Source organism: Pantoea sp. Lu_F5_004 (genome assembly GCF_051136245.1).
GTDB lineage: Bacteria > Pseudomonadota > Gammaproteobacteria > Enterobacterales > Enterobacteriaceae > Pantoea > Pantoea agglomerans.
In genome coordinates this window covers 3,693,015-3,714,622 of the sequence record NZ_CP194946.1, presented here as the reverse complement: position 1 = coordinate 3,714,622, position 21,608 = coordinate 3,693,015, and the positions used below count along the sequence as shown (strand labels likewise).

Below are 21,608 nucleotides of genomic sequence, written 5' to 3'. Positions count from 1 at the left end.
TGGTTATAAGAAAAATTAATCAGCATGGGCATGCTTAAAACAGCATTAAAGATGAATGGGTATGCATATAAAAGGGTGTGCCTGCGCAACAGGACGCTGCCAGGATATTGAAAAAAGGCCGTACAGAGGAATCGGTGATTCGCTGGCGGCCTTACAGATTATTCATTTGGCACAGTCAGTCAAGGGTTTTAACCGCTTTGTCCTTAACGTCGCCGATCGGCGAGGCTGCTGCACCATAAAAGCGCATTTGATCCCTTATCTCCACGCGACGTGCTGCGACGGCAGCGGGGTAACTGCGCTATTATGAGGCTGTTTCTCTTCCAGGGAGTTGTTATGAAACAAATTCGTCTGTTGGCGCAGTACTACGTTGATTTAATGGTGAAGCTCGGACTGGTGAGGTTCTCGCTGCTGCTGGCGTCTGCGCTGGTGGTGCTGGCGATGATTGTTCAGATGGCGGTCACGATGGTACTGCGGGGCCATGTCGAGAGTATTGACGTGGTGCGTTCGGTCTTCTTCGGGCTGTTGATCACGCCCTGGGCGGTCTATTTTCTCTCGGTGGTGGTGGATCAGCTGGAGGAGTCACGGCAACGACTGGCACGGCTGGTGGATAAGCTGGAAGAGATGCGTACCCGCGATCTGGAACTCAATCAGCAGATGAAAGAGACCATTACGCAGCTGAATCAGGAGATCAGCGATCGTAAAAAGGCGGAGCTGGCACGCGAACAGGTGATGGATAAGCTGCGTGAAGAGGTAACGCGTCGTGAGCAGGCACAGATTGAGCTGGAACAGCAATCCTCCTTCCTGCGCTCCTTCCTGGATGCCTCGCCTGACCTGGTGTTCTATCGCAACATCGATAAACAGTTCTCCGGCTGCAACCGCGCGATGGAGCTGCTGACCGGCAAAAGCGAAAAGCAGCTGATTGGCCTGACGCCGCGCGATATCTATGATGATGAAGCGGCCACTAAGGTGCTGGAAACGGACGAGAAGGTGTTCCGCCACAACGTCTCGCTGACCTATGAACAGTGGCTGCAATATCCCGACGGACGCAAAGCCTGCTTTGAGATCCGTAAAGTGCCTTACTACGACCGCGTGGGTAAGCGCAGCGGATTGATGGGCTTTGGCCGCGATATAACCGAACGTAAGCGCTATCAGGACGCGTTAGAGAACGCCAGCCGGGAGAAGACCACCTTTATCTCTACGATCAGCCACGAGCTTCGTACGCCGCTTAATGGCATTGTCGGCCTGAGCCGCATCCTGCTTGACACCGACCTTAATCAGGAACAGCTGAAATACCTGAAAACCATTCACGTCTCCGCTATCACGCTGGGCAACATCTTCAATGATGTGATTGAGGTGGACAAAATCGAGCGCCGTAAAGTGCAGCTGGATAATCAGCCGCTCGACTTCACCGGTTTCCTGGCCGATTTAGAAAACCTCTCTGGTCTGCTGGCACAGCCGAAAGGGCTGAAGTTTGTGCTCGCGCCGCAACTGCCGCTGCCGCATATGATCTCGACCGATGGAACGCGTCTGCGCCAGATTCTCTGGAACCTGATTGGTAACGCCGTGAAGTTCACCCAGCAGGGCGAGATCGTGGTGCGGGTAACCTATGAGCAGGACGAGACGCTGCGCTTTGAGGTGCAGGACTCCGGCATGGGTATCCGTCAGGAGGAGCAGGACAAGATCTTCGCTATGTACTATCAGGTCAAAGATCAGCATGGCGGAAAACCCGCAACCGGTACCGGCATCGGGCTGGCAGTATCACGCCGCCTGGCGCAGGCGATGGGCGGTGATATCCGCGTGCACAGTGCGCCGGGACAGGGGTCATGCTTCACCGTAGAGATCAAAGCGCCACGCATTGCTGAAGAGGTGGAGGATGAAGGTGTGGACGACAGCCTGCCACTGCCTGCGCTGCACGTGCTGCTGGTTGAAGATATTGAGCTTAATGTGATTGTGGCGCGCTCGGTACTGGAGAAGCTGGGCTGCAGTGTGGAGGTCGCCATGACCGGCAGCGAGGCGCTGGCGATGTTTGACCCCCTGGAGTTTGACCTGGTGCTGCTGGACATTCAGCTGCCCGATATGACCGGGCTGGATGTCTCACGTGCGATTCGCCAGCAGTACCAGGGTACGCATCTGCCCCCGCTGGTTGCTCTTACCGCCAATGTCCTCAAAGACAAAAAAGAGTACTTCGATGCGGGAATGGATGACGTGCTTAGCAAACCGCTGGCAGTGCCGGCACTCACTGCGATGATTAAAAAGTACTGGGATTATCAGGCCGAACCGGAAGAGGAGATCGCTGATGTCAGCGATGACAAAACCCGGATGCTGCTGGATGTCGCGATGCTCGAACAGTATATCGAGCTGGTTGGCCCCAGCCTGATTACCCAAAGCCTGACGATGTTTGAAAAGATGATGCCGGACTACCTTGCGGTGCTGGAATCGAATCTGATGGCGCGCGATCAGAAAGGCATTGCTGAAGAGGGGCACAAAATCAAAGGGGCGGCGGGTTCGGTCGGGCTGCAGCGTTTGCAGATGCTGGCGAAACAGATCCAGAGTCCGGAGTTACCGGCGTGGTGGGACAATGTGGGTGAATGGATTGATGAGCTGAAGCATGAATGGCGACACGATGTGCAGGTATTACGCGACTGGGTGGCAGAGCAGGATAAGTGATACCCCGGAAAAAAATGACCCCAGCCGAGGCCGGGGTGCGCGAAATACTGCGCCAACACCAGGGAAATCATTGCGGCCGCTATGATTTGAATAATTAATGCAGCCGCAGGGTATTGGTTAACACTGTCATCACCTTAGCAAATTCATCTTCTCATGCGACAAGATTCATTAAAATTTGTGATATTGAGCAGCGTTTAAATACAGAAAACATTAATTTGGCAACACAGTCAAGTAAGGAATTAATTTCTGTGCTGTGTTGCTGTTATTTTAATCAGTTTTACGCTTTTTCGTGTAGTTTTAACGCTGCCGGGCAGGGAAGCAGAGGCTGAACAGCACCAAAGTGAGCCCGCGTTAACATTTGCCTTTTAAGGGAGGCTAACGCGCTGATATTGCAAGCGCGCTGCCTGAAATGACACGAATTATCCAAAACGATTTGGAATGATAAAAAAGAATCTAAAACTTTGTGCTTCTGTCGTTCTGCCATCAGGGTTATTGCCGAAAGGAAATAGTGCCGTTCTGGCAACCTGTGACGCCATTAAGCGCTGTTTATTTATACGTTATAACGATAATTCTGATTAACCTTTGGGCTCAGCAGGATTAAGAAAAAAATAACAGTTAAGCATGGTAAATGATTTGTGCGGGTGCTTATTACTCATTATTAAGTGTTTATCTGGAAAGAGGCTAAGCAGTGGCAATGAATGGAACCGATTCCTTTTTTGCGGAAGTACTTGAACTATTTCGAACTGTTGCAGCATGTTGATGCAAAATGATTGAATAAAGTCTGGAAACAGCCAGTCAGTTTTCAGCGATAATCGTAAAAAAGCTGCTTTTTTAGCAGTGATTACATGAGTGATTGATTAACGTCTGAAACAAGTGTGGGAAGATTGCATGAACAAGCATAAAGGAAGCGTCGGGCAGCGTATCAGACGTATTGTTGGTCGTATCGTACTGGTGTGGCTGGGAATATGGCTGGCGGGCATTTTACTCTTTTCGTTCTTACCCGTACCGTTCTCAGCGGTGATGGCTGAACGACAGATTGGAGCCTGGTTACGCGGTGATTTTAGTTATGTCGCCCATTCAGACTGGGTCGGCCATGACGAGATTTCGCCCTGGATGGGGCTGGCCGTTATCGCTTCAGAAGATCAAAAGTTTCCCACCCATTGGGGCTTCGATGTGGCGGCGATTGAGTCTGTACTGGATAACAGCGATAGCCGGATGCGTGGGGCGTCCACGCTGTCTCAACAGACGGCGAAGAATCTGTTCCTCTGGGATGGCCGCAGCTGGGTGCGTAAAGGTCTGGAAGCGGGTCTGACGGTAGGAATTGAAACGGTCTGGACAAAGCGGCGTATTTTAACCGTCTATCTCAATATTGCGGAGTTCGGGCCGGGCATCTTTGGCGTTGAGGCGGCTTCTCAGCGCTACTTCCTTAAGCCTGCCAGCCGGCTGACCGCAGCAGATGCTGCCTTACTGGCAGCGGTGCTGCCTAATCCGATACGTTATCGTGCTGCTGCACCCTCAGGCTACGTCAGAGAGCGGCAGCAGTGGATACTGCGTCAGATGCGCCAGCTTGGCGGGGAAGGCTTCCTGCAGCGTAATCAGCTCGACTAAGCGTTAATCTTCATCGAAACCAGCTTCAAATAACTCAATGACCGCTGCCAGCGCCGGGATCTCCTCCGGGCCGCTGGCCTCAATCTCAATGTGGCCGCCTTTTGCCGAGTCGAGCATCAGCAGCGCAATCACGCTGCTGGCTTCGGCTTCAGTGCCCGCTTCATTGCGCAGTAGTACTTCGGCATCAAAGCTCTGCACCAGCTCAAATAACTTCATCGCCGGACGTGCATGCATACCCAGCTTATTTTTAATTTCTACAGTTTGTCTGACGGTCATGATTTGCGCTTTTCCAGCGTACGATGGCGTGACTGCACATTCTTACCCCGTGAACGGAAGTAATCTGCCAGCTGTTCTGCAATATAGACTGAGCGGTGTTTACCGCCGGTGCAGCCAATCGCCACGGTAAGATAGCTACGGTTATTGGTCTCCAGCATCGGCAGCCAGAGTTCAAGGTAGCTGCGCGTCTGGTAGATAAAATTATGCACTTCAGTGTGGCGATCAAGGAAGGCCGCCACAGGGCGATCCAGGCCGGTCATCGGGCGCAGTTTGGGATCCCAGTGGGGGTTGGGCAGAAAGCGCACGTCAAATACATAGTCAGCGTCAATCGGGATGCCATGCTTGAAGCCAAACGACTCAAACACCATGGTCAGCTCACGTTCACGCTTGCCCAGCAGGCGGGTACGCAGCATCTCGGCCAGCTCATGCACCGACATCTCTGAGGTGTCGATGATCAGATCGGCACGCGAACGAAGTGGCTCCAGCAGATCGCTCTCTTCATCAATCGCACTCTCCAGGGAGAGGTTTTTGCTGGAGAGGGGATGCAGACGGCGCGTATCGCTGTAACGACGTATCAGGGTGTTGCGATCGGCGTCGAGAAACAGCAGCTGAGGGGAAAATGTATCAGGCAGATTATTCAGTGCGGTTTCAAAAATTTCCGGGGATTCAGGCATATTACGCACGTCGATGCTGACCGCCGCCGAAATATTGCGCTCTGCCAGCGAGTTAGCTAACTCAGGCAGCAGCACGACCGGCAGGTTATCAACGCAGTAGAACCCCATATCTTCCAGCGCACGGAGCGCCACTGACTTCCCCGAGCCTGAACGACCGCTAACGATCATCAGCACCATGACCTTCTCTCCCGTTTTAAAACCGGCACCCGGCCGGTAAAGACGCGTTACTGCTCCGACTGGACTTCCGTAATAATGGCATAGAGCTCTTCATCACTCTGCGCTGCGCGCAGACGACGGCAAACCGTTTTATCTGCCAGACGCTTTGCCACCAGTGACAGGGTGTGGAGATGTGTTTTGCACTGGTCAGCCGGGACCAGTAAGGCAAACAACAGATCGACCGGCTGGTTGTCGACGGCATCAAACGCAATCGGCTGTTCGAGGCTGATAAAGACCCCAACCGCGCGCAGCGTATCCTCTTCCAGCTTGCCGTGCGGGATGGCTATCCCGTTACCAATACCGGTACTGCCCATGCGTTCGCGGGTCAGGATCGCTTCGAAAAGCGTCTGGTGCGGCAGGTTGAGCTGCTTAGCGGCCAGTTCGCTGATAATTTCCAGCGCACGTTTTTTGCTCTGGCAGTGGACGCCGCTGCGGGTGCAGTCTGGCGAAAGCACTGTGCTCAATTCCAGTGTGAGATCGTTGTTCATTATCGTTTCACTTGCGTGTTCACCAGGCCATTCACCGCCAGCGCGTATTGACGCGTGTGACAAACGGCGCCTGCTCAGATGACAAAACGGGGCGGATTATCCGCCCCATCCTGTCGGCTCTGCGCGCCAGGCGCGGTCGCTAGCGTGAAGGTTAGTGTTTTTTCAGTTTATCTTTGTGTTTGGTCAGCTGACGGGTGAGCTTATCGATCAGTCCGTCAATGGCCGCATACATATCTTCCGCTTCGGATGTGGCGTGCAGCTCGCCACCATTCACGTGTAGTGTTGCGTCAGCCACCTGTGTGACTTTCTCAACCTTCAGGACAATATAGACCTGATTGATATGTTCAAAATAGTGTTCCAGTTTGGCAAATTTACCGTTGACGAATTCACGCAGAGGTGGAGTGATTTCAACGTGTTGCCCGGTCAGGTTCAGCTGCATAGGTCTTCCTTCTCATTTCTTTCAAACCAGTTGTTTACGCTGGTTCGATGGCGGGATGGATAAAGACTCACGATATTTGGCGACGGTGCGCCGTGCCACCATGATCCCCTGATCAGATAACATGGAGGTCAGTTTACTGTCGCTCAAGGGTTTGGCTGGATTTTCCGCCGAAATTAATTTTTTCACCAGGGCACGAATCGCGGTAGAGGAGGCTTCACCGCCACCTTCCGTATTAACGTGACTGGAGAAAAAGTACTTCAGTTCAAAAATGCCACGCGGGCTGTGCAGATACTTCTGCGTGGTAACGCGGGAGATGGTCGATTCGTGCATCTCAACGGCCTGGGCAATATCCGCCAGCACCATCGGGCGCATAAATTCTTCACCCTGCTCGAAAAAGGCCTGCTGCTGCTCAACAATACAGCGCGTCACTTTCAGCAGGGTATCATTGCGGCTTTCCAGGCTCTTAATCAGCCAGCGGGCTTCCTGCAGATTACTGCGAATGAACTGGCTGTCGCTGTCGTTCCGCGTCGCGCCGCTCATTGCCGCATAGTGCTGATTGATCTTCAGGCGTGGCACGCTATCGGCATTGAGTTCAACCGTCCAGCGGCTGCCGACTTTACGTACCAGCACATCGGGAATGACATATTCTGGTTCGCCGGTGTTGATCGACTGACCCGGACGCGGGTCCAGCGACTGAATCAGCAGCATCGCCTCTTTCAGCACCTCTTCTTTCAGGCGTGTGACCCGCATCAGGCTGCGGAAGTCGTGGTTTGCCAGCAGATCGAGATGTTCGCTGACGATCAGGCGCGCCTCTGCCAGCATCGGCGTTTCGGGCGCATATTGTGAAAGCTGCACCAGCAGGCAGTCACGCAGATCGCGCGCGCCGACACCAATCGGGTCAAAGCGCTGGATGCGTTTCAGCACCGCTTCAACTTCATCCGCTTCGAGCTCATCATCGCCGATGCTGTCAAGAATCTCTTCAAGCGAAACGGTGAGATATCCGGTGTCATCAATAGCATCGACAATAGAGGTGGCAATGGCGCGATCGGTATCGCTGAACGGCGTCAGTCCGACCTGCCACATCAGATAATCCTGCAGTGACTGGGTCGTCTCGCCCTGATAAACCGGTAACTCATCATCCTGGTAATCGGTGCCGGTGCCGGAAGGCGTACCCGCGGTGTAGATCTCATCCCAGGTCGCATCCAGCGGCAGTTCATCAGGCATCTCTTTCTGCTCAAGCGCTTCGCGTGTATCCAGCGCCTCGGCCTCTGAAGACTCCCGTGAATCGATCTCTTCATGCAGGTCAGTCTGCTCAAGCAGCGGATTACTTTCCAGCGCAAGCTGAAGTTCCTGCTGGAGTTCAAGCGTAGAGAGTTGCAGCAGGCGAATCGCCTGTTGCAATTGCGGAGTCATTGCCAGCTGTTGGCTGAACCTGAGTTGTAAACCTTGCTTCATAGACAGGATGATCGTTCCCAGGTAAACATCGGTATTAACGACACCTTATCAGAGTCTGAACTCTTCACCCAAATAAACCCGCTTAACCTGCTCATCCGCAAGAATTTCATTCGGTGTGCCGTGTGCGATCAGGTGCCCCTGACTGACGATATAAGCCCGCTCACAGACCGCTAACGTTTCGCGTACGTTATGGTCGGTAATCAGCACACCGAGGCCGCTGTCACGCAGATGCTCAATGATCTTCTTAATGTCGATAACGGAGATGGGGTCAACACCGGCAAAAGGTTCATCCAGCAGGATAAATTTAGGATTAGCCGCCAGCGCCCGCGCAATCTCAACACGACGTCGCTCACCACCCGAAAGTGCCTGGCCCATGCTGTCGCGCAGGTGCTCAATGTGAAACTCTTCCATCAGTTCACGGGCGCGATCCTGGCGTTGCTCTTCGGTCAGATCGTCACGGATCTGCAAGACCGCCATCAGGTTATCGTAGACGCTGAGGCGACGGAAGATCGATGCCTCCTGCGGCAGATAGCCGATGCCACGACGCGCACGAGCATGCAGCGGCAGGATGCTGATATCTTCATCATCAATAATAATGCGGCCAGCGTCACGCGGCACAATGCCCACCACCATGTAAAAGGTGGTGGTTTTACCGGCACCGTTCGGGCCCAGCAGGCCGACAATCTCGCCGGATTTTACCTGCAGGCTGACATCTTCTACCACGCGACGGCCCTTATATGCCTTCGCCAGGTTTTCTGCGATTAATGTGGCCATAGCTATCAGTTACTCTTCTTTCCGCTGTTGGACGAACCTTTGTCCTGAAGTTGCGACGGCACCAGTACAGTCGTGACGCGCTTGTTCTGACCCTGACTGAAAGCCTGCATTTTCTGCTCTTTCACCAGGTAGGTAATACGATCGCCTTTGATGTTGCTGTCCTGCTGCTCAATGAACGCATTGCCGGTCAGTTCAACGAAATCGTTAGCCAGTTCATAGTGCAGTTTTGCGGCATGGCCCTGCACCGGCTTACCGCTGTCCTGCATCTGATAGAAGGTGGCGGGATTACCGTAGGCGTCAACGATGGTTTTCTTGCTGTCGCCGCCCGGACGGGTCACCACGACTTTATCTGCCGTGATTTTAATTGAGCCCTGCGTCACGATGACATTGCCGGTAAAGGTCGCGACATTGCCTTGCAAATCCAGCGCCTGATTCTGCGAGTCAATATTGACGGGCTTGTCCGAGTCACCGGTCAGAGCCAGCGCCGGAACGCTGGTTGCCAGCAGCAGGCTGGCCAGTAAAAGCTTCAGGCTATTTTTGTTCATTTTGAATTTCATAAGAGGTTTTGACCTTCTCGATTAACTCGGCGTTTTTTGTCCGTAAATTGCCGCGCATTTTCATGCCGGTGGAGTTAAAACTGCGGCCATACAATGTCACCTGGTCATCAGAGGTAACGTCCTGAGTGACAAGATTAATCTGGGCGTTATCGGTTTTGATCCGCTCAAGCTGAGAATCCTGCGTCAGCGTATTCAGCTCAACATGGCCATACAGGTAAAGCATACGATCTTTGGTGAGCTTTGCTTTATCCGCGCGTAACGTCCAGGTAGGGATTTTGTTCTCATCAAAGGTGGTCATGACCGGATTGTCGAACCAGCTCAGTTCATCATCCGAGAAATAGGTCACTTTGTCAGAGACCAGTTTATATGACAGCGCGCCCTGCGGGTTGTAAACCACAGTGTGTGAATCAGCACTGGTATAGGTCGGTGACTGAGTGTCCGTGCCGACTGGCGTGCCATCGTCATCCTGGTTAGTAAGATTCCAGCCGATCAAAACCAGTGCAATCAAGGTCAGAATCAGCGTTATCCAACGCCTGCTTTTACTCATACTGATTGCCCTTTGGCATCCTCAAATTTGTTCTGCGCCATTAAGATCAGGTCACATACTTCGCGAACTGCACCGCGTCCACCGGCAATCCGCGTGACATAATGCGCGCGCGGCAACAGGATTGGATGTGCATCCGCCACCGCCACGCTTAATCCCACTTTCGCCATAACAGGCCAGTCGATCAGATCGTCACCGATGTAGGCGACCTGGTCGTCGGAAAGAGACAGTTTATCCAGAAGTTCACGATAGGCCAAAAGCTTATCCGATTGTCCCTGATAAAGATGACGGATGCCGAGCGTTTTGCAGCGATCTTCCATCAGACGGGCATTGCGGCCGGTAATAATAGCCACTTCCACATCGGAGGTCAGCAAACAGCGAACGCCGTAACCGTCCCGCACGTTGAATGCCTTCAGCTCTTCGCCATTATTCCCCATGTAGATCACCCCGTCGGACATCACGCCATCGACATCGCAGATCAGCAGACGAATCCTGCTGGCGTGCGCCATAACGTCAGCGCTGACCGGGCCATAGCAGGTTTCAATCGGGTGGGTTGCCTGTTGCATTTTTTCTTCCTGTTCAGACTACGCCAGCGCGCAGCATGTCATGCATATGTACCACACCGAGCAGATGGTCGTCATCGGCCACCAGAATCGAGGTAATGTTTTTGGTCTGCATCAGGTTCAGGGCTTCCACCGCCAGCATATTAGGCCGCACGCGAATGCCACCTGGCGTCATCACTTCCCCGATGGTGGCACGCTGGAAATCGATGCCCATATCAAAGATGCGGCGCAGGTCACCATCGGTAAAGATACCTTCAATTTTCATCAGATCGTCGACGATCACCGTCAGCCCCAGATTCTTGCGGGTAATCTCCAGCAGCGCATCACGCAGCGAGGCGTCCCGTGTAACGTGCGGCAGTTCATCGCCGCTGTGCATGATATCAGCCACATGCAGCAGCAGCTTACGGCCCAGCGCACCGCCAGGATGGGACAAAGCAAAGTCTTCCGCGGTGAAGCCGCGCGCTTCCAGCAGCGAAACCGCCAGCGCGTCACCCATCACCAGTGTGGCCGTGGTGCTGGTGGTCGGTGCCAGTCCCAGTGGGCAGGCTTCCTGCGGAACATGGACACACAGATGCACATCGGCAACCCGGCCCATCGCACTGTCAGGCCGTCCGGTCATGCAGATCAGCGTGATGTGCTGACGCTTTAAAACCGGAATCAGCGCGAGGATTTCGTTTGATTCACCGCTGTTGGAGATGGCGATGACCACATCATTTTTGCTCACCATGCCCAGATCGCCATGGCTGGCTTCGGCCGGATGAACAAAAAAAGCGGGCGTGCCGGTACTGGCAAAGGTCGCCGCCATTTTTTTGCCGATATGGCCAGACTTGCCCATACCCATCACCACCACTTTACCCTGACAGGCGTAGATCAGGGCGCAGGCGCGGGCGAAGTCGTCGTTAATATATTGATCGAGTTGTTCCAGACCTTCGCGCTCAATGCGCAGTACGGTTTTCCCCGCCTGCTGGAAATCAAATGCTGTTGGTTGCTGATATGACATAGTGAGTCTGTCCTTGTTAGCCGTCCATGAATGCCGGCTGCATCCACAGCAGCGTCACCCAGACGAAGAAACTACAGAGTAAAAATAAGCCTGCCGTACGGCCAACGCGGCGGCGACGTAGCAGGCAGAGCAGGGCAAACAGCACGCTGACTCCCAGCATCACCCAGTAATCACGGGCGAAGGCGTGATAATCGACACTGCCAGGGTGAATCAGCGCCGGCAGACCCAGCACAATGGCAATATTATAAATGTTGGCGCCGATCAGATTGCCGATCGCGATATCATCTTCGCCTTTCAGCGCACCGGCAATAACCGTTGCCAGCTCGGGCAGGCTGGTGCCCACGGCGATCAGCGTCAGGCCCATCACCAGTTCGCTGACGCCAAAATAGTCGGCAAACGCCGTGGCATTGTCGATCACCATTCGTGTCGACATCGGCAGGATAATCAGCGCGACGGCCAGCCAGAGAAAGGCCACCGTATTTCCGCTCTCCTCGCGTGGCAATTCGGCCAGCTGCTCGCGGGTCAGGGTGTCGTTGTTATCCCGTTCTGCTTTACGCGCAATGCGAATCACTACCATCAGATAAATCGCGGCAATAGCGATCAGGCCTATTCCATCCAGTCGACTAAGCTGATTGTCAAACAGCATGAAACCGCTGAGCAGGGTAACCAGCAACATTAACGGCAGTTCACGGCGTATCAGATTAGAATGGACGCTAAGCGGGTGCATGAGCGCAGCGGCACCCAGGATGAGTAAAATATTGGTAATATTCGAGCCGAGCGCGGTGCCAACAGCAAGATCCATCTGGCCATGCTGCGCGGCGGAAAAGGAGAGGATCATCTCTGGCAGCGAGGTGCCGATGCTGACAACGGTCATGCCAATAATCAGTGGCGGGATGCCAAATGATCGACACAATATAGAGGCGCTAAACACCAGACGATCGGCACCATATGCCAGTAAAAGCAAACCGATAATCAGCAGTGCAGAAGCTACGAACATGAAAAATCCTTGCGTAAAAACCCAGGCCGGCAATGCCTTTCCCGACCGGTTTAAGGTTCTGTTTGGCGAGACAGGCGCTGATTTTGACCGTCCGGACGGCAAAAGTAAATTTAATGACCATTTTCGCCAAATCTTAGCGGTAAGTTTCTGTAAAGCTATCGTGAATCAGGACCGAACAGGCTACCATCGTACCCCATGTTTACGCCCGATCCTTACAAGAGGTTATAATGATCCAGCAGCAATCGAATCTGGTTGAGGTTCGTGGCGTGAGTTTTTCGCGCGGAGATCGCACCATCTTCGATGACATTTCGCTGACCGTGCCGAAAGGCAAAGTGACGGCGATAATGGGGCCGTCGGGGATAGGAAAAACCACGCTGCTACGCTTGATTGGGGGGCAACTTCAGCCGACCAGCGGTGAAATCTTTTTCCGTGGTGAAAACATTCCGTCATTGTCTCGCACTAAATTGTACGAAGCGCGCAAAAAAATGAGCATGCTGTTCCAGTCTGGCGCGCTGTTTACTGACCTGACGGTCTATGAAAATGTTGCCTGGCCGCTGCGTGAACATACCCGTCTGCCTCCTCCGCTGCTGCACAGCACAGTGCTGATGAAGCTGGAAGCGGTGGGTCTGCGTGGCGCGGCCCAGCTGAAGCCCGCGGAGCTGTCGGGCGGAATGGCGCGTCGTGTGGCCCTGGCGCGCGCTATCGCGCTGGAGCCGGAACTGATCATGTTTGATGAGCCTTTCGTCGGTCAGGATCCGATCACGATGGGTGTGCTGGTAAAACTCATTGATGAACTGAACCATGCTCTGGGCCTGACCTGTATTGTGGTCTCGCACGACGTACCGGAAGTACTGAGTATTGCGGACTATGCCTATATCGTGGCCGGACAAAAAATTATCGCACACGGCACCACGCCGGAGTTGCGAGAGAACAATGACCCGCGCGTTCGCCAGTTTATTGATGGCGATGCGGATGGTCCGGTTCCCTTCCGTTTTCCTGCCGGCGACTATCTCGCTGATTTAACCGGCTCAGGGAGTAACTAAACTGATGGTGTTGAAGGCGCTGGCGACATTTGGACGTCAGGGAATTGAAACGTGCGCCAGTTTTGGACGCGCAGGACTCATGCTCTTTCATGCGCTGGTGGGCAAGCCAGCGTTCCGCAGACACACGCCGCTACTGATTAAACAACTTTATAGCGTCGGCGTGCTGTCGCTGCTGATCATCGTGGTTTCCGGTCTGTTTATCGGCATGGTGCTTGGCCTCCAGGGTTATCTGGTCTTAAACACGTATGGGGCGGAAACCAGCCTCGGTATGCTGGTGGCGTTGTCATTGCTGCGCGAACTGGGGCCGGTTGTAACCGCGCTGCTGTTCGCCGGACGGGCAGGGTCTGCGCTGACCGCCGAAATCGGCCTGATGAAAGCCACCGAACAGCTCTCCAGCATGGAGATGATGGCGGTTGACCCGTTGCGCCGGGTGGTCTCGCCGCGCTTCTGGGCCGGTTTTATCAGTATGCCCTTACTGACGCTGATTTTTACCGCGGTAGGGATTGCCGGTGGGGCGCTGGTCGGGGTGAGCTGGAAAGGGATTGATCCTGGTTTCTTCTGGTCGGCGATGCAGAATGCCGTCGATTTTCGTGCCGATGTGGTTAACTGCCTGATTAAAAGTGCAGTATTTGCCATTACCGTGACGTGGATTGCGCTGTTTAACGGCTATGATGCGATTCCAACCTCTGAAGGGATCAGTCGCGCGACGACGCGCACTGTGGTGCACGCGTCACTGGCGGTGCTCGGATTGGATTTTGTGCTGACAGCACTGATGTTTGGGAATTGATGCAATGCAAAGCAAAAAAAGCGAAATCTGGGTTGGCATATTTATGATTATGGCGTTACTGGCGGCGCTGTTTCTCGCGCTGCGCGTCGCCGATTTAAAGTCGATGGGCACCGAGCCGACGTGGAAGCTCTACGCCACCTTTGACAATATTGGCGGTCTTAAAGCCAGTTCGCCGGTCAAGATTGGCGGGGTGGTGATTGGCCGGGTGACCAACATTGAGTTAGAGCCGAAAACGCTGCTGCCGCGTGTCACCATGGACATCAGCGATCAGTATGCGAATAAAATTTCAGACACCAGCTCGCTGGCGGTTCGCACTCAGGGACTGCTGGGTGAGCAATTCCTGGCGCTCAACTTAGGATTTGACGATCCTGAACTGGGTTCGGCGATGCTGAAAGATGGCGATACGCTGCGCGATACGAAATCCGCCATGGTGCTCGAAGACCTGATCGGTCAGTTCCTTTATAAGAGCGGCGATAATAAACAAAACAGTGAAAACAAGGATGCGCAGGAAGGCGACAGTGCTGCGCCTGCGGCACCGGCTCAACCTTAAAGAAGAGGGTATACCATGTTTAAACGTTTACTGATGATTGCCATGCTGGTGGTTGCGGTACCGCTGACGGCAACCGCAGCCGATCAGAGCAACCCCTACAAACTGATGAATGAAGCGGCGCAAAAGACGTTCACCCGTCTGAAAAACGAGCAGCCGAAAATCAAGCAGGACCCTAACTACCTGCGTCAGATTGTGCGTCAGGAGCTGCTGCCCTATGTGCAGATCAAATATGCGGGCGCGTTAGTGCTGGGCCGCTACTATCGTGATTCGACCCCCGCTCAGCGTGAAGCCTACTTCAGCGCCTTTGGTGACTATCTGGCGCAGGCTTATGGTCAGGCACTGGCACTGTACAACGGACAGAGCTACCAGATTCAACCTGAGCAGCCGTTAGGCGATGCCCAGATTGTCGCTATTCGCGTTTCCATTATCGACCCAAATGGTCGTCCACCGGTTCGCCTCGACTTCCAGTGGCGTAAAAACAGCCAGAGCGGTAACTGGCAGGCGTATGACATGATCGCTGAAGGCGTAAGCATGATCACCACCAAACAAAATGAGTGGAGCGATCTGTTACGTACCAAAGGTATTGATGGTCTGACGGCGCAGCTGAAATCTTCTGCGGCACAGCCAATCACGCTGGATAAACAACAATAATGCACGAATCGTTACGCTGGGAGCGGGAAGCCAGCACGCTATTACTGAAAGGCGAACTGGATCGCGACACGCTGATGGGCCTGTGGCAGCAACGTGAGACGCTGATTAAAGATGTCGATACCATCGACGTTGCGGCGCTGGAGCGTGTGGACTCTTCCGGGCTTGCCCTGCTGGTGCACCTGCGGGAAATCGCACGAGCACAGGGTATTACCCCTCGCTTTACGGGCATCAGCGATAAACTGCATTCGCTGATAACGCTTTACAATCTGCAACAGATTATTGTTTCTGCGGATAAAAGCGCCTGATATCCGGTTGTTATGCTAAGCCCCTGTTTTCAACAGGGGCTTTTGCGTATTTAAGAGTCAGCCGCTTTCCTCTACTATGTCAGCCTTATTATTATTAAGTGAAGTTAAGCCCAATGGAAAACAGTGAAATTCAGGCCGTGCTGATGGCAGCATTGCCTTTAGACGAAGTGCATGTGATGAGCAATGATGGCAGCCATTTTCAGGTGATCGCCGTAGGCGAACTGTTTGGCGAACTGAGCCGCGTGAAAAAGCAGCAGGCTGTCTACGCGCCGCTGATGGAATTCATCGCGGATAACCGCATTCATGCTGTCTCTATCAAAACCTATACTCCCGCTGAATGGGCGCGTGACCGTAAACTCAACGGTTTCTGATCCCCAGCGTGGTGAACTCGTCGCTGGCGAGTCCAATCTTTAGCTAGTTAATTGAGAGCCGTGTTAATGGACAAATTTCGTGTGCAAGGCCCCACCCGCTTAAGTGGTGAAGTAACCATTTCCGGGGCAAAGAACGCCGCGCTTCCTATTCTGTTTGCTGCGCTGCTGGCTGAAGAGCCGGTCGAGATCCAGAATGTGCCAAAGCTGCGCGACATTGATACCACCATGAAGCTGCTGAGCCAGCTGGGTGCGAAGGTGGAACGCAACGGTTCTGTGCATGTCGATGCCAGCGCGGTAGATGTATTTTGTGCGCCTTACGATCTGGTCAAAACCATGCGTGCCTCAATCTGGGCGCTGGGCCCGCTGGTAGCGCGTTTTGGTCAGGGTCAGGTTTCCCTGCCGGGTGGCTGCGCTATCGGCGCGCGTCCGGTCGATCTGCACATCACCGGTCTTGAACAGCTGGGTGCCGAGATCAAGCTGGAAGAGGGCTACGTGAAAGCGTCAGTCAATGGCCGCCTGAAGGGCGCACTGATTGTCATGGACAAAATCAGCGTCGGCGCGACCGTGACCATCATGAGTGCTGCGACGCTGGCGACCGGTACTACCGTGATTGAGAATGCGGCGCGTGAGCCGGAAATTGTCGATACCGCCAATTTCCTGAACACCCTGGGCGCAAGAATCAGCGGTGCAGGCAGCGATAAAATCACCATCGAAGGCGTAGAGCGTCTGGGTGGCGGTGTTTATCGTGTCCTGCCAGACCGTATCGAAACCGGTACCTTCCTGGTGGCTGCCGCCATTTCGGGTGGCAAAGTGATGTGTCACAAAACCCAGCCGGATACGCTGGATGCTGTGCTGGCCAAGCTGCGTGATGCGGGTGCCGATATCGAAACCGGTGAAGACTGGATCAGTCTGGATATGCACGGCAAGCGGCCAAAAGCGGTCAACGTGCGCACTGCACCGCATCCAGGTTTCCCGACCGATATGCAGGCGCAGTTCACTCTGTTAAACATGGTCGCGGAAGGCACGGGCGTGATTACCGAAACCATCTTCGAAAACCGTTTCATGCATATCCCGGAACTGATTCGTATGGGCGGACATGCTGAGATTGAGAGCAACACGGCGATCTGTCATGGGGTTGAAACCCTGTCAGGTGCGCAGGTGATGGCGACCGATTTGCGTGCGTCTGCCAGCCTGGTTCTGGCTGGTTGTATTGCGGAAGGAACGACGTTCGTTGATCGCATTTATCACATCGATCGTGGCTATGAGCACATCGAAGATAAACTGAAAGCAATGGGCGCCAACATTGAGCGCGTCAGCGAAGAGTAATCCCGCAGATGCTCTGAAAAAACCAGCCTCCTTTGGGGGCTGGTTTTTTTTCGCCTGAGGATCGCCTGAGTTTTCAGGCGTTATCGGAGTGATCGACGGGCGTCCGGATACGTTTCCTGCGATCCAGCAGGCAGTGGGTCTCGGGATCGTAATAGCGGCTGGGCCAGATCTCACACGGATGAACCTTGAGCGCGTCGGCGATCAACCATTCGCCCTTGGGCCATGGACGTGTCAGCGCATTAGCCAGCGTTGATGAACTGAGACCTGCTGCGCGTGACAGCGCCGCCAGTGTCATTCCACGCTTATGCAGCGCCGCGATAATGTCAGCCGGGTGCCAGTCTTCCATCCTTTTTTGCATATCCTGTTCTCCTTTTCCCTGTCATTGCGTCGTCCAGCAGGACGTGAGCTTTCCTTTTTACCGTTATCTGGAAAGATTAGGGTTTTTATAGCAAATAGTTCCCATTAGTTTCCAGTAATATTTGGATCCAGCATCTGATCTGTGGGGTGGCATGCAAAAGGAGTGCAACAGCTAAGAGGTAACAAAAAGAAGTGAGAGCAGGAACGTAAAAACGGAGCCTGTCAGGCTCCGTGAGGGATCAGAAATCGCGCTGAACTGACATGTGCGCCAGCGACTCCAGCGCACTGCGCCACGGCGATTCGGGCAGAATGCGCAAGGCATCAATCGCTTTATCCGCTTCCTGTTCGGCACGGCTGCGCGTCCATTCGAGTGAACCACACTGATTCATCGCTTCCAGTACCGGTTCCAGCAGATGGCGGCCATTTCCCTGCTCAATGGCTTCACGAATCATCTTCGCCTGTTCAGGTGAGCCGTGCTGCATAGCATGCAGCAGTGGCAGCGTGGGTTTGCCTTCACTCAGGTCATCGCCGGTATTTTTGCCCAGCGTCTCGCCGTCAGCACTGTAATCCAGTAAATCGTCAATTAACTGGAAAGCGGTGCCCAGATAGCGCCCATAATCCTGTAGCGCTTTTTCCTCTTCAGGTGTGGCTTCAGCCAGTATCGCCGAGGCCTGCGAGGCCGCTTCAAACAGGCGCGCGGTCTTGCTGTAAATCACGCGCATGTAGCTCTCTTCGGTGATGTCGGGATCGTTGACGTTCATCAGCTGCAGGACTTCGCCCTCAGCAATCACGTTTACCGCTTCTGACATCAGCGCCAGGATACGCAGCGAACCCATGCTGGTCATCATCTGGAAGGCGCGGGTGTAAATAAAATCACCGACCAGCACGCTTGCCGCATTGCCAAACGCCGCGTTCGCGGTCGCTTTGCCACGACGCATATCGGATTCATCCACGACATCGTCATGCAGCAGCGTGGCGGTGTGGATAAATTCGATCAGCGCCGCATTGGTCACGTGCAGATCGCCCTTGTAGCCCATGGCACGTGCGGATAGCACGGCAATCATGGGACGGATACGCTTGCCCCCACCACTGATGATGTAGTAGCCCAACTGGTTGATGAGCGAGACATCTGAATTCAGCTGGTCGAGGATGGTCTGGTTAACGGCAGCCATATCCTGTGCGGTTAATTCATTAATCTGTTCTAAGTTCATTCGTCTTTTCAGCTATGACTCGTTATCTCTGCCATGGTAAGTGCTTTTACCCAGCCAGCGTTCAGGTAATCTGTTACTGATTGTACTTGAATTTTCTGCCTGAGAAACGGTTGCATTCAGCCTGTGTTTTTTTTCTGCAAGAGTGTGCAAAGTGCTCTTGTCTTCTTCTGGAGTTTTGCGTAGAATTCGCGCCCTATTGTGAATATTTAGCGCGCCGCCTGATGAACTAAAAGGCAAGCGCAGAAGCGGAGTTTTATATGTACGCGGTTTTCCAAAGTGGTGGTAAACAACACCGAGTAAGCGAAGGTCAGACCGTTCGCCTGGAAAAGCTGGACATCGCAACCGGTGAAACGATTGAGTTTGACCAGGTTCTGATGATTGCTAATGGCGAAGACGTGAAAATCGGCGCGCCACTGGTTTCAGGCGGAATGATCAAGGCAGAAGTTGTTGCTCACGGTCGTGGCGAGAAAATTAAGATCGTTAAGTTTCGTCGTCGTAAGCACTACCGTAAGCAAGCAGGCCATCGCCAGTGGTTCACTGATGTGAAAATCACTGGTATCACGGCATAAGAGGAGATCTGACAAATGGCACATAAAAAGGCTGGTGGTTCGACTCGAAATGGTCGTGACTCCAATGCAAAACGTCTGGGTGTAAAACGTTTCGGTGGCGAATCTGTTCTGGCAGGTAGCATCATCGTTCGTCAGCGTGGCACCAAATTCCACGCCGGTACCAATGTAGGTTGTGGTCGTGACCACACCCTGTTTGCTACCGCAGACGGCAAAGTACAGTTCGAAATTAAAGGTCCGAACAACCGTAAATACATCAGCATCGTTGCTGAGTAAGGTTGTCGTGACGCAGACGTTTAACGTCTGAACGCACGAATTAAAGGCCCCGCAGCTCCTGCGGGGCTTTTTACATTCTGCGCTCTGTTGCGGTAAAAGCGACGCATCACAAAAGTTTGCTGTACACTTTATGTACGCACTGGCGAAAGCCAATCCTGATTTATCCGCCGCTGGTCAGCGCAGAAGACCCTGGCGGACCCGTCTGCAGAGTGCTGCAGGCGATTGTGTGACGGAGATAGAAAATGAAGTTTGTAGATGAAGCGACAATTTTGGTCGTCGCCGGTGATGGCGGTAATGGTTGCGTAAGCTTCCGCCGCGAGAAATATATCCCGAGAGGCGGCCCTGACGGGGGTGATGGCGGTGACGGCGGTGACGTTTATCTGATCGCTGATGAAAACCTCAATACCCTTATCGATTATCGTTTCGAAAAATCTTTCCGCGCCGAGCGTGGGCAGAACGGCCAGAGCCGCGACTGTACCGGTAAACGCGGTAAAGATATCGAAGTTAAAGTGCCGGTCGGCACCCGGGTTATCGATCAGGGTACCGGCGAGACACTGGGTGACATGACGCGTCACGGCCAGAAACTGATGGTCGGCAAAGGTGGCTGGCATGGCCTGGGCAACACCCGCTTTAAATCATCTGTAAACCGCAGTCCGCGCCAGAAAACCATGGGTACCCCGGGCGAAAAGCGCGACCTGCAGCTGGAGCTGATGCTGCTGGCAGATGTCGGGATGCTGGGCTTACCGAATGCCGGTAAATCGACCTTTATCCGTGCCGTATCGGCAGCGAAGCCAAAAGTGGCGGACTATCCGTTTACCACGCTGGTGCCGAGCCTGGGCGTGGTTCGTATGGACAGCGAGCAGAGCTTCGTCGTGGCCGATATCCCTGGCCTGATTGAAGGCGCAGCCGATGGCGCAGGCCTGGGCATTCGCTTCCTGAAGCACCTTGAGCGCTGCCGCGTGTTGCTGCACCTGATTGACATCGATCCCATCGATGAAAGCGATCCGGTTGAAAATGCCCGCATCATTCTCGGCGAGCTGGAAAAGTACAGCGAGAAGCTGTTCAACAAGCCACGCTGGCTGGTCTTCAACAAAATTGATCTGATCAGTGAAGAAGAGGCGCAGTCACGGGCTAAAGCGGTGGCTGAAGCGCTGGGCTGGGAAGATAAGTATTACCTGATTTCTGCCGCAAGCCGTACCGGTGTCAACGAACTCTGCTGGGACGTGATGAGCTTCATCAACGCTAACCCGAAAGAAGCGGAGCTTGAAGAGAAGCAGCCGGAGAAAGTGGAGTTCATGTGGGACGATTACCACAAAGAAACCATTGAAAACACGGTTGAAGTGGAAGATGAAGAGTGGGATGACGACTGGGATGATGAAGACGACGAAGGCGTTGAAATTATCTATCAGCGTTAACCGATCGCCTGCTATAGCGTGATATGCAATGCCCCCTTTCAGGCCTGAAAGGGGGCATTGTTCTTTCTGCAGCTAGCTCATCACCGCCACACTCAGTCGCGCACTGCAGCACAGCTGATCCCGACCGTTCCGAATCTCAATCTGCCAGCTCTGACTGCGTTTACCCAGATGCAGTGGACGGCAAATTCCCCGCACCAGACCGGCAGAAACCGCACGATGATGGCTGGCATTCACTTCTACGCCAACCACGCTGCTGCCTTCTTCAACCGCCAGATATCCGGCAATTGAGCCCATCGACTCCGCCAGCACCACGGACGCACCGCCATGCAGCAGCCCGAACGGCTGTTGCGTACGGGCATCGACCGGCATCGTCGCTTCCAGATAATCATCACCTATCAGGGTAAAAACGATACCCAGATGGGCCACCAGAGAGTTCTCACCCAGCGCATTCAGGGCGGGAAGATCAATGGATCGCTTCCAGATCGCTGTCAT

General features: G+C 53.8%; 27 protein-coding genes. 13 read left to right on the top strand and 14 right to left on the bottom strand.

The window, feature by feature from the left end:
- Nucleotides 1–333: 333 nt before the first annotated feature.
- Entirely contained in the window at nt 334–2,667 is a 2,334-nt protein-coding gene (arcB, locus tag ACR8BN_RS17250; protein WP_010251930.1) for an aerobic respiration two-component sensor histidine kinase ArcB, read from the top strand.
- Nucleotides 2,668–3,555: 888 nt separating this feature from the next.
- Nucleotides 3,556–4,275 (top strand): monofunctional biosynthetic peptidoglycan transglycosylase, encoded by a 720-nt coding sequence (gene mtgA, locus ACR8BN_RS17245; protein WP_434747166.1) that lies wholly within the window; start codon nt 3,556–3,558, stop codon nt 4,273–4,275.
- Nucleotides 4,276–4,278: 3 nt separating this feature from the next.
- Here the strand turns inward: mtgA and npr are convergent, their stop codons facing one another.
- From npr to ACR8BN_RS17190, 11 genes are all read right to left on the bottom strand, one after another.
- Nucleotides 4,279–4,551, bottom strand: coding sequence for a PTS phosphocarrier protein NPr (npr, locus tag ACR8BN_RS17240; protein ID WP_010251923.1), 273 nt, complete (start codon nt 4,549–4,551; stop codon nt 4,279–4,281).
- Entirely contained in the window at nt 4,548–5,402 is an 855-nt protein-coding gene (gene rapZ / locus ACR8BN_RS17235) for an RNase adapter RapZ (RefSeq protein ID WP_010251920.1), read from the bottom strand. Before rapZ ends, npr begins: the two co-directional genes overlap by 4 nt.
- 47 nt (nt 5,403–5,449) lie before the next feature.
- On the bottom strand, nt 5,450–5,929 hold the full coding sequence (ptsN, locus tag ACR8BN_RS17230; protein ID WP_010251916.1) for a PTS IIA-like nitrogen regulatory protein PtsN: 480 nt from the start codon (nt 5,927–5,929) through the stop codon (nt 5,450–5,452).
- Nucleotides 5,930–6,080: 151 nt separating this feature from the next.
- The gene (gene hpf, locus ACR8BN_RS17225; RefSeq protein ID WP_010251913.1) at nt 6,081–6,368 is read right to left on the bottom strand and encodes a ribosome hibernation promoting factor; all 288 of its coding nucleotides are present in this window, start codon (nt 6,366–6,368) and stop codon (nt 6,081–6,083) included.
- Between the two features lie 21 nt (nt 6,369–6,389).
- Nucleotides 6,390–7,823, bottom strand: a complete 1,434-nt coding sequence (rpoN, locus tag ACR8BN_RS17220) for an RNA polymerase factor sigma-54 (protein WP_031592007.1) — start codon at nt 7,821–7,823, stop codon at nt 6,390–6,392.
- Between the two features lie 48 nt (nt 7,824–7,871).
- Nucleotides 7,872–8,597 carry an LPS export ABC transporter ATP-binding protein gene (lptB, locus tag ACR8BN_RS17215; protein WP_003851107.1) on the bottom strand — a complete coding sequence of 242 codons (726 nt, stop codon included), beginning with the start codon at nt 8,595–8,597 and terminating at the stop codon, nt 7,872–7,874.
- Nucleotides 8,598–8,602: 5 nt separating this feature from the next.
- Nucleotides 8,603–9,154 carry a lipopolysaccharide ABC transporter substrate-binding protein LptA gene (gene lptA, locus ACR8BN_RS17210; protein ID WP_064704934.1) on the bottom strand — a complete coding sequence of 184 codons (552 nt, stop codon included), beginning with the start codon at nt 9,152–9,154 and terminating at the stop codon, nt 8,603–8,605.
- On the bottom strand, nt 9,129–9,701 hold the full coding sequence (gene lptC, locus ACR8BN_RS17205; protein WP_031592009.1) for an LPS export ABC transporter periplasmic protein LptC: 573 nt from the start codon (nt 9,699–9,701) through the stop codon (nt 9,129–9,131). The genes lptA and lptC overlap by 26 nt, the downstream gene beginning before the upstream one ends.
- On the bottom strand, nt 9,698–10,264 hold the full coding sequence (kdsC, locus tag ACR8BN_RS17200) for a 3-deoxy-manno-octulosonate-8-phosphatase KdsC (protein WP_263056382.1): 567 nt from the start codon (nt 10,262–10,264) through the stop codon (nt 9,698–9,700). The genes lptC and kdsC overlap by 4 nt, the downstream gene beginning before the upstream one ends.
- Nucleotides 10,265–10,277: 13 nt before the next feature.
- Nucleotides 10,278–11,261, bottom strand: coding sequence for an arabinose-5-phosphate isomerase KdsD (gene kdsD, locus ACR8BN_RS17195; protein ID WP_010251903.1), 984 nt, complete (start codon nt 11,259–11,261; stop codon nt 10,278–10,280).
- 16 nt (nt 11,262–11,277) lie between these two features.
- Nucleotides 11,278–12,258, bottom strand: a complete 981-nt coding sequence (locus ACR8BN_RS17190) for a calcium/sodium antiporter (protein ID WP_434747165.1) — start codon at nt 12,256–12,258, stop codon at nt 11,278–11,280.
- Here ACR8BN_RS17190 and ACR8BN_RS17185 point away from each other — a divergent pair.
- The 8 genes from ACR8BN_RS17185 (at nt 12,257) to murA (ending at nt 17,291) form a co-directional block, all read left to right on the top strand.
- A complete protein-coding gene (locus ACR8BN_RS17185) occupies nt 12,257–12,514 on the top strand; it encodes a hypothetical protein (RefSeq protein WP_124889623.1) in 258 nt (85 codons plus the stop codon). The genes ACR8BN_RS17190 and ACR8BN_RS17185 overlap by 2 nt on opposite strands.
- A complete protein-coding gene (mlaF, locus tag ACR8BN_RS17180) occupies nt 12,486–13,301 on the top strand; it encodes a phospholipid ABC transporter ATP-binding protein MlaF (RefSeq protein WP_031592011.1) in 816 nt (271 codons plus the stop codon). Before ACR8BN_RS17185 ends, mlaF begins: the two co-directional genes overlap by 29 nt.
- A gap of 4 nt (nt 13,302–13,305) precedes the next feature.
- The gene (gene mlaE / locus ACR8BN_RS17175; protein WP_010251894.1) at nt 13,306–14,088 is read left to right on the top strand and encodes a lipid asymmetry maintenance ABC transporter permease subunit MlaE; all 783 of its coding nucleotides are present in this window, start codon (nt 13,306–13,308) and stop codon (nt 14,086–14,088) included.
- 4 nt (nt 14,089–14,092) lie between these two features.
- Nucleotides 14,093–14,638, top strand: a complete 546-nt coding sequence (gene mlaD, locus ACR8BN_RS17170) for an outer membrane lipid asymmetry maintenance protein MlaD (protein WP_064704999.1) — start codon at nt 14,093–14,095, stop codon at nt 14,636–14,638.
- A gap of 15 nt (nt 14,639–14,653) precedes the next feature.
- Entirely contained in the window at nt 14,654–15,289 is a 636-nt protein-coding gene (mlaC, locus tag ACR8BN_RS17165) for a phospholipid-binding protein MlaC (RefSeq protein ID WP_010251887.1), read from the top strand.
- The gene (gene mlaB, locus ACR8BN_RS17160; RefSeq protein ID WP_031592014.1) at nt 15,289–15,594 is read left to right on the top strand and encodes a lipid asymmetry maintenance protein MlaB; all 306 of its coding nucleotides are present in this window, start codon (nt 15,289–15,291) and stop codon (nt 15,592–15,594) included. The genes mlaC and mlaB overlap by 1 nt, the downstream gene beginning before the upstream one ends.
- 113 nt (nt 15,595–15,707) lie before the next feature.
- The gene (ibaG, locus tag ACR8BN_RS17155) at nt 15,708–15,965 is read left to right on the top strand and encodes a BolA family iron metabolism protein IbaG (RefSeq protein ID WP_010251880.1); all 258 of its coding nucleotides are present in this window, start codon (nt 15,708–15,710) and stop codon (nt 15,963–15,965) included.
- Nucleotides 15,966–16,031: 66 nt separating this feature from the next.
- The gene (gene murA / locus ACR8BN_RS17150) at nt 16,032–17,291 is read left to right on the top strand and encodes a UDP-N-acetylglucosamine 1-carboxyvinyltransferase (protein ID WP_010251868.1); all 1,260 of its coding nucleotides are present in this window, start codon (nt 16,032–16,034) and stop codon (nt 17,289–17,291) included.
- A 73-nt stretch (nt 17,292–17,364) separates the two neighbouring features.
- On the opposite strand, the gene ACR8BN_RS17145 is transcribed toward murA, so the two are convergent.
- The gene (locus ACR8BN_RS17145; protein WP_069025732.1) at nt 17,365–17,649 is read right to left on the bottom strand and encodes a helix-turn-helix domain-containing protein; all 285 of its coding nucleotides are present in this window, start codon (nt 17,647–17,649) and stop codon (nt 17,365–17,367) included.
- Nucleotides 17,650–17,887: 238 nt separating this feature from the next.
- Nucleotides 17,888–18,859, bottom strand: a complete 972-nt coding sequence (gene ispB, locus ACR8BN_RS17140) for an octaprenyl diphosphate synthase (protein WP_031592018.1) — start codon at nt 18,857–18,859, stop codon at nt 17,888–17,890.
- 257 nt (nt 18,860–19,116) lie between these two features.
- On the opposite strand from ispB, the gene rplU reads away from it, so the two are divergent.
- The 3 genes from rplU (at nt 19,117) to cgtA (ending at nt 21,116) form a co-directional block, all read left to right on the top strand.
- Nucleotides 19,117–19,428, top strand: a complete 312-nt coding sequence (gene rplU / locus ACR8BN_RS17135; protein WP_008925416.1) for a 50S ribosomal protein L21 — start codon at nt 19,117–19,119, stop codon at nt 19,426–19,428.
- A 15-nt stretch (nt 19,429–19,443) separates the two neighbouring features.
- Nucleotides 19,444–19,701, top strand: coding sequence for a 50S ribosomal protein L27 (gene rpmA / locus ACR8BN_RS17130; RefSeq protein WP_031592019.1), 258 nt, complete (start codon nt 19,444–19,446; stop codon nt 19,699–19,701).
- Between the two features lie 242 nt (nt 19,702–19,943).
- Nucleotides 19,944–21,116, top strand: a complete 1,173-nt coding sequence (gene cgtA / locus ACR8BN_RS17125) for an Obg family GTPase CgtA (protein ID WP_003851092.1) — start codon at nt 19,944–19,946, stop codon at nt 21,114–21,116.
- Nucleotides 21,117–21,188: 72 nt separating this feature from the next.
- On the opposite strand, the gene ACR8BN_RS17120 is transcribed toward cgtA, so the two are convergent.
- On the bottom strand, nt 21,189–21,608 hold the full coding sequence (locus tag ACR8BN_RS17120; RefSeq protein WP_029519501.1) for a hotdog fold thioesterase: 420 nt from the start codon (nt 21,606–21,608) through the stop codon (nt 21,189–21,191).